15 protein-coding genes are annotated in these 15,857 nt (G+C 68.2%); 7 read left to right on the top strand and 8 right to left on the bottom strand.

Annotated elements, in window-relative coordinates:
- From QGG75_18530 to QGG75_18540, 3 genes are all read right to left on the bottom strand, one after another.
- Positions 1-2,998: hypothetical protein (locus QGG75_18530; protein ID MDP6069224.1), on the bottom strand; the 2,998-nt coding region annotated here is incomplete at its 3' end.
- 60 nt (positions 2,999-3,058) lie between these two features.
- Positions 3,059-4,672, bottom strand: coding sequence for a caspase family protein (locus QGG75_18535; GenBank protein MDP6069225.1), 1,614 nt, complete (start codon positions 4,670-4,672; stop codon positions 3,059-3,061).
- A 37-nt stretch (positions 4,673-4,709) separates the two neighbouring features.
- Entirely contained in the window at positions 4,710-5,183 is a 474-nt protein-coding gene (locus QGG75_18540; GenBank protein MDP6069226.1) for an RT0821/Lpp0805 family surface protein, read from the bottom strand.
- 251 nt (positions 5,184-5,434) lie between these two features.
- Here QGG75_18540 and pdxH point away from each other — a divergent pair, with 251 nt between their 5' ends.
- The 5 genes from pdxH to QGG75_18565 all read left to right on the top strand — a co-directional run bounded on the left by pdxH (position 5,435) and on the right by QGG75_18565 (position 10,434).
- A complete protein-coding gene (gene pdxH, locus QGG75_18545; protein MDP6069227.1) occupies positions 5,435-6,079 on the top strand; it encodes a pyridoxamine 5'-phosphate oxidase in 645 nt (214 codons plus the stop codon).
- Positions 6,076-6,978, top strand: a complete 903-nt coding sequence (locus QGG75_18550; protein ID MDP6069228.1) for a cation diffusion facilitator family transporter — start codon at positions 6,076-6,078, stop codon at positions 6,976-6,978. The genes pdxH and QGG75_18550 overlap by 4 nt, the downstream gene beginning before the upstream one ends.
- 119 nt (positions 6,979-7,097) lie before the next feature.
- A complete protein-coding gene (locus tag QGG75_18555) occupies positions 7,098-8,729 on the top strand; it encodes an AAA family ATPase (protein MDP6069229.1) in 1,632 nt (543 codons plus the stop codon).
- A gap of 10 nt (positions 8,730-8,739) precedes the next feature.
- Positions 8,740-9,609, top strand: coding sequence for a universal stress protein (locus QGG75_18560; protein MDP6069230.1), 870 nt, complete (start codon positions 8,740-8,742; stop codon positions 9,607-9,609).
- Between the two features lie 51 nt (positions 9,610-9,660).
- A complete protein-coding gene (locus QGG75_18565; protein ID MDP6069231.1) occupies positions 9,661-10,434 on the top strand; it encodes an SDR family oxidoreductase in 774 nt (257 codons plus the stop codon).
- Between the two features lie 69 nt (positions 10,435-10,503).
- Here the strand turns inward: QGG75_18565 and QGG75_18570 are convergent, their stop codons facing one another.
- On the bottom strand, positions 10,504-11,892 hold the full coding sequence (locus QGG75_18570; GenBank protein MDP6069232.1) for an aspartate aminotransferase family protein: 1,389 nt from the start codon (positions 11,890-11,892) through the stop codon (positions 10,504-10,506).
- 109 nt (positions 11,893-12,001) lie between these two features.
- Here QGG75_18570 and QGG75_18575 point away from each other — a divergent pair, with 109 nt between their 5' ends.
- The gene (locus QGG75_18575; protein ID MDP6069233.1) at positions 12,002-12,928 is read left to right on the top strand and encodes an alpha/beta fold hydrolase; all 927 of its coding nucleotides are present in this window, start codon (positions 12,002-12,004) and stop codon (positions 12,926-12,928) included.
- Here the strand turns inward: QGG75_18575 and QGG75_18580 are convergent.
- Genes QGG75_18580 through pcaD form a run of 3 tightly spaced genes read right to left on the bottom strand, consistent with a single transcriptional unit; the run spans position 12,897 to position 15,340 of the window.
- Positions 12,897-13,670 carry a trypsin-like serine protease gene (locus QGG75_18580; GenBank protein ID MDP6069234.1) on the bottom strand — a complete coding sequence of 258 codons (774 nt, stop codon included), beginning with the start codon at positions 13,668-13,670 and terminating at the stop codon, positions 12,897-12,899. The two genes, QGG75_18575 and QGG75_18580, sit on opposite strands and share 32 nt — an antisense overlap.
- A gap of 28 nt (positions 13,671-13,698) precedes the next feature.
- On the bottom strand, positions 13,699-14,544 hold the full coding sequence (locus QGG75_18585) for a glucose 1-dehydrogenase (GenBank protein ID MDP6069235.1): 846 nt from the start codon (positions 14,542-14,544) through the stop codon (positions 13,699-13,701).
- A gap of 4 nt (positions 14,545-14,548) precedes the next feature.
- Positions 14,549-15,340: a 3-oxoadipate enol-lactonase gene (gene pcaD / locus QGG75_18590; GenBank protein MDP6069236.1), complete on the bottom strand. Its 792-nt coding sequence runs from the start codon at positions 15,338-15,340 to the stop codon at positions 14,549-14,551.
- 119 nt (positions 15,341-15,459) lie between these two features.
- On the opposite strand from pcaD, the gene QGG75_18595 reads away from it, so the two are divergent.
- A complete protein-coding gene (locus QGG75_18595) occupies positions 15,460-15,675 on the top strand; it encodes a hypothetical protein (protein MDP6069237.1) in 216 nt (71 codons plus the stop codon).
- Here the strand turns inward: QGG75_18595 and QGG75_18600 are convergent.
- The coding region (locus QGG75_18600; GenBank protein MDP6069238.1) for a hypothetical protein at positions 15,667-15,857 on the bottom strand (191 nt) is incomplete at its 5' end. The two genes, QGG75_18595 and QGG75_18600, sit on opposite strands and share 9 nt — an antisense overlap.

Genomic DNA, 15,857 nt, shown 5'->3' on the forward strand with positions numbered 1-15,857 from the left:
TGCGCGCCTCTTCCGCCTTACGCGTCTCTTCAGCCTTGCGAGCCTCCTCGGCCTTGCGAGCCTCCTCGGCCTTGCGGGCTTCCTCGGCCTTGCGGGCCTCCTCCGCCTTGCGGGCTTCCTCGGCCTTGCGGGCCTCCTCTGCCTTGCGAGCCTCCTCCGCCTTGTGGGCCTCCTCCGCCTTGCGCGCCTCTTCCGCCTTGCGAGCCTCTTCCGCTTTGCGGGCCGCTTCCGCCTTGCGAGCCTCCTCGGCCTTGCGGGCCTCCTCCGCCTTGCGGACCTCCTCCGCCTTGCGGACCTCCTCCGCCTTGCGGACCTCCTCCGCCTCGCGGGCCTCCTCTACCTTGCGGGCTTCCTCGGCCTTGCGAGTCTCCTCCGCCTTGCGGACCTCTTCCGCCTTGTGGGCTTCCTTGGCTTTGCGAGCCTCTTCCGCTTTGCGAGTCTCTTCCGCCTCGCGGGCCTCCTCTGCCTTGCGCGCCTCTTCCGCTTTGCTCGCCTCTTCCGCCTTGCGGGCCTCTTCAGCGTTGCGAGCCTTTTCCGCCTGGCGCGCTTCTTCTGCCTTGCGCGCTTCCTCCGCCTCGCGGGCCTCCTCTGCCTTGCGGGCTTCCTCGATCTTGCGAGCCTCTTCCGCCTTGCGGGCCTCCTCCGCCTTGCGGGCTTCTTCGGCCTTGCGAGCCTCCTCCGCCTTGCGGGCCTCCTCCGCCTTGCGGGCTTCCTCGGCCTTGCGGGCCTCCTCCGCCTCGCGCGCCTCCTCGGCCTTGCGGGCCTCCTCCGCCTTGCGAGCCTCCTCGGCCTTGCGGGCTTCCTCGGCCTTGCGGGCCTCCTCCGCCTTGCGGGCTTCCTCGGCCTCGCGCGCCTCCTCCTCCTCGCGGGCCTCCTCCGCCTTGCGCGCTTCCTCGGCCTCGCGCGCCTCCTCCGCCTTGCGCGCTTCCTCTGCCTCGCGCGCCTTTTCATCCTCCGGGGGTTGGTCGCGCTTTTGCCCGGGCTCGGCCTCGGTTTCCTCTTCGACAACCTCGCTTTCGATACCGTCTTGCGAGGCCTTTTCCTGTTTCGCCTGTGCTGCCGCGGCCGCTTTGGCGCGGCGAGCCTCGAGGTAGCGCCGGCGCGCGTCGGCCAGACGTTCGGCTACCGAACGGGCGGCGAATCTTTGCTGGGCGGCCAGTTCGGCGATGCTTGATCCGCCGCGCGGCCGGGCCGGGCTCTCGGCATCTTCGTCGCCGCTGTCGGCCGCCGTCCGGTCCTCGGAATCCGCCCCGGCTTGGGCATCGCTTTCGCCCTTGGAGTCATCGCCATCGAACTCGATGGCGGTCTCCTTTTTCCCCTCGTCGTCATCGTCGAACTCGATGTCGATCTCGTCTTCGTCCTGGCGCTCCTTGTCATCACCAAGATCGATGACGATCTCATCTTCCGACTTGTCCGCCTCGGGCTGTTTTCCCGCCGCCTCGGCCCGCTTTTCGGCTTCCTCCTCGGCCGCGCGGGCGGCCTCGTCCGCCGCCTTTTCGGCCGCCTCCTCGGTCCGTCGTTCGGCAAGGCGGGCGAGGCGGGCCGCCTCCCGGTCGGCACGCTCGGCCGCCTGATGTTCCTTTTGCCCCAACCTGACGGTTTCGGCGGCCTGACGTTCGAGCTCGGCTTTCTTCTCCGCTTCGACGGCTTCCGCCGCGGCGGTTTCTGCGGCCCGGCGCCGCGCTTCCTCCTCGACCGCCCGCGCCACCTCCTGACGCCGCTTGGCCTCGTCCTGGGCTTCCGCTTCCGCCTCGGCCTGGCGTTTGGCTTCGGCCGCCGCCTCCGCCTCGGCCTGACGTTTGGCTTCGGCCTCGGCCGCCGCCTCCGCCTCGGCCTGGCGTTTGGCTTCGGCCTCTGTCTTCGCCTCCGCCTCGGCCTGACGTTTGGCTTCGGCCTCTGTCTTCGCCTCCGCCTCGGCCTGGCGTTCGGCTTCGGCTTCCGCCTCCGCTTCCGCCTCGGCTTGGCGCTTGGCTTCGGCTTCCGCCTCGGCTTGGCGCTTGGCTTCGGCTTCCGCCTCCGCTTCTGCCTCGGCCCGACGTTTGGCCTCGGCTGCTGACTCAGCTTCTGCTTGGCGTTTGGCCTCGGCTGCCGCTTCAGCCGCCGCCTCGGCTTGGCGCTTGGCTTCGGCCTCCGCTTCCGCCGCGGCTTCCCGTTCAGCCTCGGCCTTGGCCGCGGCCTTCCGTTCGGCCTCGACTTTGGCCGCGACTTTTCGTTCGAGCTCGGCTTTTGCCGCAGCTTCTCGTTCGGTCTCGGCTTTTGCCGCGGCCTGACGCTGGCGTTCGCGCTCGGCCTCCTCGGCCGCTTCCTTGATCAGCACCTGGGAAGGCGGTGGCGTCCCGGCCTCTTTGGCCGCGCCCTCCTGCTCGGCCGGCGCCGGCGCCGGAGCCGGAGCCGGTGCCAGCGCTACGGCCCGGGCCTCGGCGGCACTCGGCGGCTGGGGCTTGGCTGCTGGTGCCGCGCCCTTGGCCGCCAGGCGGGCCAGGCGCTGCTTCGACTTCTGGTGCCCGGCCTGGGCCGCCCGGAAATACCAGCTCAAGGCCTCGGCCTCGGCGCGCTCGACGCCGACGCCGTTCTCGTAGAGCAGCCCGAGATTGTATTGCGCGATGGCGTGGCCCTGTTCGGCGGCGCGCCGGAACCAGCGTGCCGCCAGCTTGACATCCTTGGCCACACCCTGGCCGCGCAGATACATGTTGGCGAGGTTGGCCTGGGCCCGGCTCAGTCCCTGCTCGGCGGCCCGGCGGTACCACTCGGCGGCCTTCTTGAAATTCTTGGGCACGCCCAAACCGCGGCGAAACATGTGGCCGACGTTGCGCTGGGCCGCCGGATCACCCTCGCGGGCCAGCGGCAGCCAGGCTTCGAAGGCTTTCTGGTATTCGCCCCGTTCGTAGGCCTCGACGCCAACGGCGAAATCGGGACGGTCGGCGGCCGCCACCAGGACGACCAGCAATGCCGCCACCAGCAAGCGCTTGATCATCCCCCGGGCCTTCGTCTCAACCATCTCCATCCCAGAACCGGCATTCGGCCGCGTGCTTGGTCACTTCAGGGTCCAGTGTAAACCCTAATCCGCGATGATTCGCCAGTGCCCGTCGGGCCGCCGGCAGGCCGTCCCGAAAGCCTCGCCGCGAGGGCCGCCAAGCTGCACGGTCTGGCGGAAATCGCGGCAGTGAATGCCGGCCGCGGTGCGGAAGGTGCGCAGCGGCCGGGCGGCGCCGCCGTGTCCGTTGGCAGGGTTGAACCAGCGCCGCTCGCTGCCGCTGGGATCCAACTCGAGCGACAGCTGCAGGTTGCGCGCCATGCGCTGGCGGTCGTCCTGGCTCAGCTCGGCATCGCGCTCGCCACGGAACAGACCACCCCACAGGACCTCGATGCCGCGACCCACCAGGCGCCCGGCCTCGGGACCGTAAAGCTCGCTGGCCACCTTGGCCGCGACGGCGCCGGCGGCGGCAGCCAAGGTCGGCGCCGCCGGATTCCCGGCCCGGCCGGACGGCGCCGGGTTGTTTGATCGCTCCCGCAGACGTGGCGCAAAGACGTAGCCGCGGCCCCAGCCGCCACCCTCGACCAGATACCAATTGCGCTGGCGCAGCCGGCCGGCGACATAGACCTGCTCTCCCGGCAGCAGCAGCGCCAGGGATTTGGCGTCGGCACTGGGTCTCTGGCGCACCACCGCCTCGCCGCTGGCCACCAGGTGGCGTTCGATGGGCTCGAGGCTCGGCTCGCCGGTCGCGGGGCGGGAAGATCGGCCGCCGGAGCCGGGAGAACTCGGCCGCCAGCGCCGGGCACCGGGCACCAGCCGGGCCAGCACGGCGTCCGCCGGGCCCACCAGAATAGCCTTTTGGCGGCGGCTGAAGCGGCGCTGGGCCTGATAGCTCATTTCGGCGTCGAGATAGCGTCCCAGCTCGCTGATGGTCACGGCGCCATCGCCATCGCCGTGGGGATCGCCATCGGCCAGGCCGTAAAGCCCGGCCAGCAAGTGCTCGGTAAAGAGGCCCAGGGCCGCCTCTTCGTCCCAACTGGCGATCTGGTCGGCGGCGGCGGCGCTGAGGACGCGCAGCCCACCCGGGGCCGGGGCCGGCCTGGGCGTCAGCAGCACACCCGAGGCCGAGGCCAGCAGTGTCCCGGCCGGCGTAACTCCGGAAAAGCAGGCATCCAGCACCAGCGTCACCGAGCGCGCCTTGAGCCGGCCCAGGTTGGCAAACAGCCGGGCCAGCGGATAACCCGTGATCTGGGCCAGGTTGGGATCGCCGTCGACCGGCAAGAGATAACGCCGGCGATCCTCGAGACCGGGCACGCCATGGCCGGAATAGAAGACGAATACGTCGGAACGGCCGGGCCGCAGCCAGTTGGCCAGCTTGCCGGGCGGCCCCTTATCGGCGCCGAAGTGGGCCACCATCTGGGCCAACGTGGCATCGCGCAGATCGATGACGTTGGCCGGCGCGTAGCCCAGCACTTCGAGCACCAGGTGCTTCACCGCCCGGGCGTCGTTGTGGGCGAACTTGACCTCGGGTGCCTGGTCGTAGTTGCGGTTGCCGACGATGACGGCGACCGCATCGGCGTTGACTTGGGCCGGAACCGCCGCCATGGCCGCCGCCGCCGGCAGCGGCAACAGCAGTCCCGTCAACAGCGCCAGAGTCGGACCGGCCGCCGTCCTGCGTCTGGCTGGATTAGCTCGCATTTCTCACCTGCGGCAGCCGGGCGAGACGGCGAGGGCCTCAGTTGTTGACGACCTGCCAGGTACCGTCAGGCTGACGGCAGGCCGTGCCGTAGGCTTCTTCGGTGCGGCCGCCGACGCTGATGGTCTGCTGGTATTCCCGGCAATAGGTACCTTCCGTCTTCTGGTAGGTGCGCTGCGGCGTTATCGAGCCGCTGTTGCCGCTGTCGGGATTTTTCCAGGTGCTGGTGCTGCCGGACGGCACCGCTTCCAGGGATTGCTGCGTCGTCTTTTGCATATACATGCGGTCGGCCCGGTCGAGCGACTTGCCGACCTCGCTGCCGGCCAACGATCCCAACAGCGTGCCTACGGCAATACCCACCATCTGGCCTTTGCCCTTGCCCACCTGGGACCCCGCCACGGCACCCGCCGCGGCACCGATGAGGGTGCCGATTTGTTGCTTCGGTCCTGCATCCTGGCAGGCGGCCAACGACAGCGCCACGACGCCGGCCGCGATAATCCTGATGACCTTCATGCCTTCCAAGCCTCCGAATTGCTTGGGCCGGTCCTCTGGCGCCCCACTCTCCGGGGCCGCCGCCGGCCTGGTTGCTCCAGTATAATAGATCCTATGAAAGGTTTAGAGCCAGAATCCCCCAACATTTGGGCAATTTTGCGGCAGCAATGCAAGAAATCGCAGAATTGTGCCTTGTCGACAAGGCCTCGCCACGGCCGTTAGAATACCGTAAGGGCCGCTTCAGCGGTCATTTTTCGTAGGCGACGGCGGTTATGAGCGATACGGATTCGGCGGATACAAGCGACCCCCAGGACCAGGAGTTGCTGGGCCAGGAGGCGGCTCAGCGCGATCCCCTGGCCCTGTTCGCCGAATGGCTCGACGAAGCCACCAGGAGCGAGCCCGTCAACCCCACCGCCGCAGCCCTGGCCACCTGCGGCGCCGACGGCTTGCCGGCGGTGCGAATGGTGCTGCTCAAGGCCGCCGATGAGAACGGTTTTTCCTTCTACACCAACACGGAAAGCCCCAAGGTCAAGGAAATGACCGAGAACCCGGCGGCGGCTCTCTGCTTCTATTGGAAGAGCCTCAACCGCCAGGTGCGGGTCCAGGGGCCGGTCGAGGAGGTCAGCTCCGCGGAAGCCGATGCCTACTGGGCCAGCCGGCCGCGCCAGAGCCGTATCGGCGCCTGGGCCTCGAAACAATCGCAGCCGCTGGTCGGCCGCTTCGAGCTGGAAAAGGCGGTGGCCGGCTATGCCCTCAAGCACGCCGTCGGCGACATCCCGCGGCCCGCCTTCTGGACCGGCTACCGCATCAAACCGGCAAGCATCGAATTCTGGCACCAGCGCGCCTTCCGGCTGCACGACCGCATTCTGTTTCGCCGCGCCAGCCAAGGCTGGACCAGGCAAAGGCTTTATCCTTGAACCACCCGGCCCGCCGGGCGGCGCTGATGCGCGGCGCCACCTATGCCGCGTTGGCCGTGGCGGGCCTTTTGATCGTGATCAAGACATACGCCTGGCTGCTCAGCGATTCCGTGGCCATGCTGAGCTCGCTGGTCGATTCCATCCTCGATGCCCTGGCCTCGGTGATCAATTTCGTCGCCGTGCGTCATGCCCTGACGCCGGCCGACCGCGAGCACCGCTTCGGCCACGGCAAGGCCGAGGCCCTGGCCGGGCTGGGCCAGGCCGCCTTCATCGGTGGCTCGGCCGTGTTCCTGCTGTTCCAGGCCGGGCACCGCCTGATTAGGCCGCAGCCTGTCGACAACGGCGCCCTGGCAATCACCGTGCTGGTGCTGTCGATCATGCTGACCCTGGCCCTGGTGCTTTTCCAACGCTACGTGGTGCGCCAAACCGGATCGCTCGCCATTTCGGCCGATCAGCTGCATTACAAGACCGATCTGCTGGTCAACCTGGGCATTATCGCCGGGCTCGCGGCCGTGATGGGGCTGGGCTGGCACTTCGTCGACCCGCTGGTGGCGGCAGTGGTGGCCGGCTACATCCTGTGGAGCGCCTTCAGCATCGTGCGCGATTCCTTCGACCACCTGATGGATCGCGAATTCTCCGACGCCGAACGCGAACGCGTCGCGGCCATCGCCAAGACCCACGCCGAAGTGCGCGACGTCCACGACTTGCGCACGCGTTCCTCGGGAGTACAGCAATTCATCCAGCTACATCTCGAATTGGACGGCGATCTGACGCTGATCCAGGCCCACGACATCGCCGACGAGGTCGAGATCCTGATCGCTGACGCCTTCCCCGGCGCCGAGGTCATCATCCACCAGGATCCGGCCGGCCTGGACGAGGACCACCCGACGTTCGGTTGAAACGGACCCGCGACAAACGATCGCACTACCCTGGCGCCGGACAATACCTAGCTGAAGAGTAAGGCTGGGCCCCGAACGCAGCCCGCCGCTTCGCTCGTTCGCGCTCACGAGGAAGCCCCGTGATCGTCCAGGACCAGAGCGAGATCATCGCCTTTCTCGGCGACCCCGCAAACCACGCGGTGGCGAGCCACGCCCCGGCCGGCGATGCGGTGCGCCAGATCCATACCCACGGCGCCGTCGTCTTCCTGGCCGGCCCCTTCGCCTACAAGATGAAGCGCGCCGTCCGCTTCTCCTACATGGATTTCTCCACCCTGGCCCGGCGCCGCCAGTGCTGCCAGGCCGAGGTGGCGCTAAACGGCCGCCTGGCACCGGAGCTATACCTTGGCGTCGTGCCGGTGAGCCGCGAGGCTGACGGCGGTTTGGCACTTGACGGCGCCGGTCCGCCCTGCGAGTGGTTGGTCAAGATGCGGCGCTTCGACGAAGCCACACTCTTCAACCGCCTGGCCGAGCAAAACGCCCTGACGCCGGAGCTGATGCGGACCCTGGCCGATGTGGTCTTCGACTACCTGGACGGGGCCGAGGTGCGCCCCGATGGCGAGGCCGGCGGCGGCTTGATTGCCCTGGCCGCCGAGGCGGCGGAGCAGTTCCGCCCCCATCTCGGCACTGTCTTCGCCAGCACCAAGGTCGAGAGGCTGCGACGCACCATGCTGGCCCAGGCCGAACGCCACCAGGCGCTGATGTCCCGGCGCTGCCGCGCCGGCTTCGTCAGGCTGGGCCACGGCGATTTGCATCTCCGCAACATCTGCCTTTTCGAGGGCCGGCCGACGCTGTTTGACGCCATTGAATTCAACCCGCGCCTGGCCATCGGCGACGTCTACTACGAGCTCGCCTTCCTGCTCATGGACCTGCTGCACCGCGGCCACCCGCTCGAGGCCAACATCGTGCTCAACCGCTATCTCGAACTGAGCGGCGATATCGAGGGCCTGGCGCCGCTGGGGCTCTACCTCTCGCTGCGGGCCGCCATCCGGGCCCACGTCAGCGCCGCTATGTGCGAATGCCAGACCCGGGCCGCAAAGGTCGAGGCGCTGCAGGGCGAGGCCCGCGGCTACCTCGACCAGGCGCTCGCCTTCCTCGCCCCGGCGGCGCCGCGCCTGGTTGCCATCGGCGGCCTCTCGGGCAGCGGCAAGACGGCCCTGGCTCAGCGCCTGGCGCCGCTGCTGGGAGCGCCACCCGGGGCCCTGGTGTTGCGTAGCGACGTCATACGCAAAAGCCTGGCCGGCCTGGCGCCCGAGCAGCGCCTGCCGGCCCGAAGCTACACCCGGGAAGCCGCGCGACGCGTCTACCAAACCCTGCACCAGCGCAGCGCCGAGCTGCTGGCGGCCGGCCACAGCGTCATCGTCGATGCCGTCCAGGCCCGGCCCGAGGAGCGCGCCGCCATCGCCGCCCTGGCCGCCGCCCCCGGCGACGCCGGCCTGCGCTTCGACGGCCTCTGGCTCGAGGCGCCGCGGGAAACCGCGGCGGCGCGCATCAAAGCCCGCCTGAACGGCGCCTCGGACGCCACCCCGGCCGTGCTGCAGCGCCAACGCGGCATTTTCACCGGCGCCATCGACTGGCACGTCATCGATGCCGCCGGGCCCCTCGACGGCGTCGTCGAGCAAGCCAAAGCGGGACTCACGCAAGGGCGGAATCAACCACCGCTTCTTTTGCGTCGCCCCGCGGAACTGCCTAAGATATCCCCCCCCGACAGCTAGGGAGGCGACCATGTCAATCAAGACAATTCTCGTACCCTTGAGCGGTGTGGCCAGCTCGGGCGGCGTGTTGACGGCCGCCATGGCCGTCGGCAAGTGGCTCGACGCCCATATCGAGGTGCTGCACGTGGCGATGGACCCGCGCGACAGCGTGGCTTACGTCGGCGAAGGCATGACCAGTGCCATGATCGAGGACGTCATGTCGGTGGCCGAGAGCGAGGCCGGCGAGCGCCAGGCCCGGGCCGCCGAGCAGTTCCGCGAGGCCTGTGCCAAGGCAGGCGTCAAGGAAGCCGACAGCGCCGCCAGCGCCGGCGGCGGCTTCACGGCGCATCTGACCACCATCACCGGACGCGAGGAGGACGCCGTGGCGGCGCGGGGCCGCTTGGCCGACCTGATCGTCTGCTGCAAGCCTCGCCAGGGCGACGACGTTAGCCCCTCGGTGACCCTCGAGGCGGCGCTGATGGACACCGGCCGGCCGGTGCTGGTGGTGCCGCCGGGCGATCCCGCCCCCATCGGCAAGACCGTGGCACTGGCCTGGAACAGCAGCCCCGAGGCGGCCAAGGCCATTCGCTTCGGCCTGGCCTTCCTGCATGCTGCCGACCGTGTGGTGGTGCTGGAGGTCGAGGAGGCCGGCAAAGGTGGCCCCGATGCCGCCGCCCTAATCGACTACCTGGCCTGGCACGGCATCGCCGCCAGCAGCCAGGACGTCACCGCCGGCGCCGCTTCGATCGGCGATCGGCTGCTGGGCGCCGCCAAGGCGGCCGAGGCCGACATGCTGATCATGGGTGCCTACACCCGCAGCCGGCTCCGGCGCCTGATTTTCGGCGGCGCCACCCGCGAGGTGCTGGCCGGCGCTACAATTCCCGTACTGATGGCGCATTAGTTTGTGCTAAGGCTGGCGCAGGGGCATGGGCCGACCTACCCTTCCTAGGTGATGGCCGCCCCGGCCCCGGCGTGGAGCAAACCGACCATGAGCGACGAGCGCAAGACCCTGATTCTCACCGGTGCCAGCCGCGGCATCGGCCATGCCACGGTAAAGCGCTTCGCCGCCGCCGGCTGGCGCGTCATCACCTGCTCGCGCATGGCCTTTTCCGAGGACTGCCCCTGGGAGGCCGGGCCCGAGGACCACGTGCAGATCGACCTCTCGGACCTCGAGAACATAGACCACGGCGTCGCCACCATGCTCGAACGTCTCGACGGAGCGCCCTTGAACGCCCTGGTCAACAACGCCGCCATCTCGCCCAAGGGCCCGAGCGGCGAGCGCCTCAACACCCTGACCACCAACCTCAGACAGTGGCGTGATGTCTTCCACGTCAACTTCTACGGTCCCGTGGTGTTGGCCCGCGGCCTGATCGAGGCGCTGCAGGCCGGGCACGGCTCGATCGTCAACGTCACCTCGATCGCCGGCAGCCGGGTGCATCCCTTCGCCGGCACCGCCTACTCCACCTCGAAGGCGGCCCTGGCCTCACTGACCCGCGAGATGGCCGGCGATTTCGGCGCCTTCGGCGTGCGCGTCAACGCCATCTCGCCGGGCGAGATCGAGACCGCCATGATCGGCCCCGAATACCAGGCCCTGGCCGAGGAGATCCCCATGGCCCGGCTGGGCCGCCCGGAAGAGGTGGCCTCGCTGGTCTATTACCTCTGTTCGGAGCAGGCCAGCTACATCAACGGCGCCGAAATCCACGTCAACGGCGGCCAGCACGTTTAGCGCGCAAGTCGGGGGACACGTACCTTAATGCCTACTTTTTAGGCATTAAGGTACGTGTCCCCAATCCGCCTACGCCGCGCGCAGCCCTTCCTTCTCGACCCAGGCCGCGGTTTCGTCCAGCGCCTTGCCGAAGCGGGCGAACATTTCGTCGATTTCCGATTCCGTGATTATCAGCGGCGGGCAGAAGGCCACGGAGTCGCCCATGGGCCGGGCAATCAGGCCATGCGCCTCGCAGCGTGCGCCACAATAGGCGCCGACCTTCTGGGCCGGCGCGAAGGCACGCTTGCTGGCCTTGTCGGCCACCAGCTCGAAGGCGCCAACCAGGCCCTTGCCGCGCACCTCGCCGACCAGCGGATGGTCGGCGAAGGCGGCCATGCAGGCCTCGAAGTGGGGGATCACGCTTTGCACGTGGCCCAGCACGTTGCGCTCTTCCATGAGCTCCAGGTTGCGCACCGCCACCGCTGCCGCCACGGGATGGCCCGAGTAGGTATAGCCGTGGCCGAACATGCCGATCTTTTCGCTCTCGCGCACCATGGCCTCGAACATCTCTTCGGGAATGAAGACGCCGGAGATCGGCAGGTAGGCCGAGCTCAGCGCCTTGGCCACGGTCAGGGTGTCGGCGGCGATGTCGAAGGTCTGGCAGCCGAACTGCTGGCCGGTGCGCCCGAAGCCGCAGATCACCTCGTCGCAGAGAAACAGCACGTCGTACTTCTCGAGTACCGCCTGGATCTTCTGGTAATAGGTCTCGGGCGGCACGATGACACCGCCGGCGCCCATCACGGGCTCGGCGATGAAGGCGGCCACAGTTTCCGGGCCTTCGTCCTGGATCATCTTGTCCAGGCTGGCCGCCAGGCGCGTGGCGAACTCGGCTTCGCTCTCGCCCTCCTCGGCCTCGCGATAGTGATGCGGGCAGTCGGTGTGCAGGATACCCGGAATGGGCAGGTCGAAATCGGCGTGCACGTGCGGCAGCCCGGTCAGGCTGGCGGCCGCCACGGTGACGCCGTGATAGCCCCGGATGCGCGAGATGATCTTCTTCTTCTCGGGCCGGCCGCAGGCGTTGTTGTAGTACCAGACCAGCTTGACCAGGGTGTCGTTGGCTTCCGAGCCCGAGTTGGCGAACAACACCTTGGACACCGGTATGGGCGACATCTCCTTGAGTTTCTCGGCCAGTTCGATGCTGGGGTTGTGCGATTTGTGGGCGAAGATGTGGGAATAGGGCAGCTTGCGCATCTGCTCGGCCGCGGCCTCCACCAACTCCTCGACGCCGTAGCCCAAGGCCGTGCACCAGAGTCCGGCCAGGCCCTCGATGTATTCCTTGCCTTCTTCGTCGTAGACGTAGATCCCCTTGCCCTCGTTGATGATCATCGGGCCCGTCTCGAGGTGGACCGAGAGGTTGGTATAGGGATGGATCATGCTGGCTATGTCGCGGGCCGCGGGAGAGTTGCCGAGGTCGTTCATAACGAGGTCCCTGAAGGTGTTGCGGGGGCGGCGTCGAAGGCCGTAGGGTCAACATAGAAGCCCCTTTCGCAGCACGAGTCAAAACCTCTCGAAAGCCTGGAGGCGGGCCATGGAAGCCGGCGACTTCATCCACACGGCGGACGACGGCGCCAAAATTTTCGTCTACCGATGGTGGCCCGAGGGCGAGCCCCGGGCGGTGGTCCAGATCGCCCACGGCATGGCCGAACACGCGGCCCGCTACGCTCCCCTGGCGGCGGCGCTGGTGGCGGCGGGCTATGGCGTCGTGGCCAACGACCACCGGGGCCACGGCCGTTCCGCCAAAAGCGACGACGATCTCGGTTACTTTGCCGGGCGCGATGGCTGGAACCTCTGCATCAGCGATCTTTACGCCCTCAACCGCCGTCTGGCCGCCGAGCATCCCCAACTTCCGCGCATCCTGCTGGGCCAGTCCATGGGCTCGTTCATGGCCCAGCACTACTTCATCGAGCACGGCCATAGCATCGCCGCCGGTGTGCTTTCGGGCTCCGACTGGGGTGGTGGCGCCATGCTCTTGCTTGGGCTCGGCCTGGCCGCCGTGGAAACGCTGCGGCTCGGCCCCCGGGGCCGCAGCTTGCCCCTCACGGCGATCTCCTTCGGCGCCTTCAACAAGGGTATCGACAATCCCCGAACGCCCTTCGACTGGCTCTCGCGCGACGCCGAAGAGGTGCGGAAGTACATCGACGACGCGCGCTGCGGCTTCCTCTGCACCAACCGCATGTGGCACGACCTGCTGCAGGGCCTGCGTTTCATCGAAAACCGGGGCAACATGGCCCGTGTGCCAAAGCAGCTACCGATCTACGTCCTGGCCGGCAGCGAGGATCCCGTCAGCAACCGCACCAAAAGGCTGGATGCCCTGCTGGCGGCCTACCGCCGGCTCGGCCTGAGCGCCGTCAGCCACAAGTTCTACCCCGGCGGCCGCCACGAAATGTTCAACGAAACCAACCGCGCCGAGGTCATAGCCGAGCTCATCGCCTGGCTCGACGGCGTGATCGGTTAAGGCAGCGGCCAGCCAGCGAAATTTTCGCGCTTGAGCAATTCCAGGACACGGCCCAGCGCCCGGGCCGGGATGGCCAGACCGATCGGATCCGCGCCACCGTAAGTGGCCACGTGCATGGCCACCAGGCGATAGTGGTCGCCCTGACGCCACAACAGCGGCGAGCCCGAACGCCGTGCCCGGCAGCACAGCCGTGGGTCACCAAGCGGCCCTGGGCGACCGATCCAACGACCTGGCAGCTCCGGTCCGCCGAAAGCACGTGGGGCCGATCGAAACGGTAGCCCGCCTGCACCAACCGAGACCCCGCCGGGGCCGGCAAAATCTCCAGCCTGCCGACCAGAGCGCCAATGTCGCGTTCCAGGCTGAGGATGGCCCAGTCTCTGGACGGCGCGATCGGGCCGCCGTGCAGGCGCTGGATATCGCCACCAATAACGTATGAAGCGACCCGGGCATGGGCCAGATAGTCGCCGCGCTGATAGCCCGCCACGAAATGCAGTGAGGCCGGCCTGAGCCAGCCGCCGCGGCGCTTGTTGCGCAGGCAATGCGCCGCCGTTAGCACCGAGCGCAAACCGATCAGCGTGCCCGTGCAAAAGCCGCCGTATTCATTGTTGACGCGGCCCAGCGCGCTCCAGGGATAGGTGACCTCATCGACGTTCTGGCGACCATCGGCACTATAGCTGCCGGCCCCGGCCGGACCCGCGGTCAGCAACGCCAGCGCCAGAGATACGAGGGCGCGCAAAACCATGCCTTATCCTAGCACGGGGGCGCCGCCGTCATAAATCACCGTAAGCGGCCTTCAAGGCGGCCGGTACGCCGCCGAATTTCTCCTGCGATTCGGCCGTCGTGTAGCCCGCCACCAGGCCGCCGTCGACGACGATGTCCTGAGCCGTGATGAAACGGCTGTCGTCGCCGGCCAGGAAGAGCGCCGTGGCGGCGATGTCCTCGGACTTGCCGGCGCGCTGCAGCGGCACGATCTTGGCGAACTCGCGCTCCATGATGGGCAGCGCCGCCACGGCTTGCTCGTGATCGAGCTCGGTGCCGAAGGAAAAGATCGGCGTGGCGATGCAGGCCGGCGAGATCGAATTGACGCGAATGCCGGTGTGCGCCAGTTGCAACGCCGCCACCCGGGTGAGGTGCAGCACGGCGGCCTTGGCGATGCTGTAGAGCACCGGGCCGTGGCCGGTGCGGTGGCCGGCCGAGGAAGCGTTGTTGATGATCGAGCCCGACTTCTGCGCCTTCATGATGGGCACGGCGTGCTTGATGCCGAACAGCACGCCGCCCAACAGCACGCCGATCTCGTAGTCGAACTCGGCCCGGCTGATCTTGTCGATGCGGCTTTGGTGGGTAACCGCGCCGGCATTGTTGAAGAGGCAATCGAGGCGGCCGAACTCGGCCATCGTGAAGTCGATGGCGGCCTTGATCTGGTCGTCATCGCCGGCCTCCATGGCGATGAAACGGGCCGCCTGGCCCAATTCCGCGGCCAACGCCTGGCCGCGCTCGTGGGAACGCCCGGTCAGCACCACCTGGGCGCCCTCGGCCACGAAGCGGCGCGCCGTTTCGGCCCCCATGCCGCTTGTGGCGCCGGTGATCATGGCCACCCGGCCGGCCAGTTTGGACATGACCTCAGGCCTGACGGTCGAGGAAAGCCACCAGCGCCTGGTTGAATTCGTCGACGCTTTCGATGTTGCTGAGGTGGCGGGCGCCCTTGAGGATACAGAGCTCTGAGCCCTTGATCTGGTCGCGGATGACCTCATGGGCCGCCACCGGCGTGCCCTCGTCGTCGGAACCCACGATGATCTGGGTGGGCTTTTCGATGGCGGAAATCTGCTCGGTCAGGTCGAGCTGCGAGATGGCGTGGCAGCAACCGACGAAACCCAAAACCTCGGTGGCCAGGATCATCTGCCGCACGCCTTCGACCTGGGCCGGCTGGGCCGCCTTGAACTCGGGCGAGAACCAGCGATCCAGCGTGCCCTCAGCCAGCGCCGCCATGCCCTGGTTCTGGGCCGTGTCGATGCGTTCCTGCCACATCGGTCCGGCATCGGGCGGGATGCGGCTGGAAGTGTCGCAAAGCACCAGCGACTCGAGCCGCTCAGGCGCCCTCAGCGCCAGGGTCTGGCCGATCATGCCGCCCATCGAGAGGCCGACGAAATGCACCGGCCCGAGATCGAGGGCGTCGAGCAGGGCCTCGACGTCGTCGGACAGCATCTCCAGGCTGTAGGCCCCGGCCCGCGCCGTCGAGCCGCCGTGGCCGCGGGTGTCGAAGCGCAGCACTCGGTAGCGCCCGGCCAGCGCCGCGGCCTGGGCCTCCCACATGCTCAGGTCGGCCATCAGGGAATGGCTGAAAACCACCACCGACCCCTCCTCGGATCCTTCGAGCTCATAGTTGATGTCGATGCCGTTGACCTTGACCTGCATGGCTGCCTCCCCTGGCGTTGGCGTGATAGCCTTGCAACAAATCCCCCTGGCCGGGCAAAATCAAGCTGTCATATTGCGTCCCGGGGTTGGAAACTGGGACCCAAAGGAGGGGGCGGACGATGCTAATCAGGCTCTGGATCGCGGCTTCGGCGGCGCTTGGCGCGGCCCTCTCGGCCCAGGCCCAAACCACGGGCGCCGACTTGGTCGGCCAGTGGACGGCCAAGCAGGCCATCGAGGAACGCTGCCACATCCACCTGGGGCGCGGCGCCTTTCGCATCGCGCCCGGCGGGCCGGCCCGGCGTCTACACGCTGAGCGGGCGCCTCAGCTACCGTAGCGCCGTGCGACCCGAATGCCAGGGCACGGCCCGGGCCAGCAAGAAGGCCGCCCGCAACACGGCCAGCAGCTGCCAGGTGGTTTCGAACATGCTGGTCTGCAAGTCGCTCCGCGGCAGCCGCACCTTCGAGATCGGCGCCAAGTCCCTGGTCTCGAGCCAGCGCACGCCTGATGGTGCCAACA

The sequence above is a fragment of the Alphaproteobacteria bacterium genome, assembly GCA_030740435.1.
GTDB lineage: Bacteria > Pseudomonadota > Alphaproteobacteria > UBA2966 > UBA2966.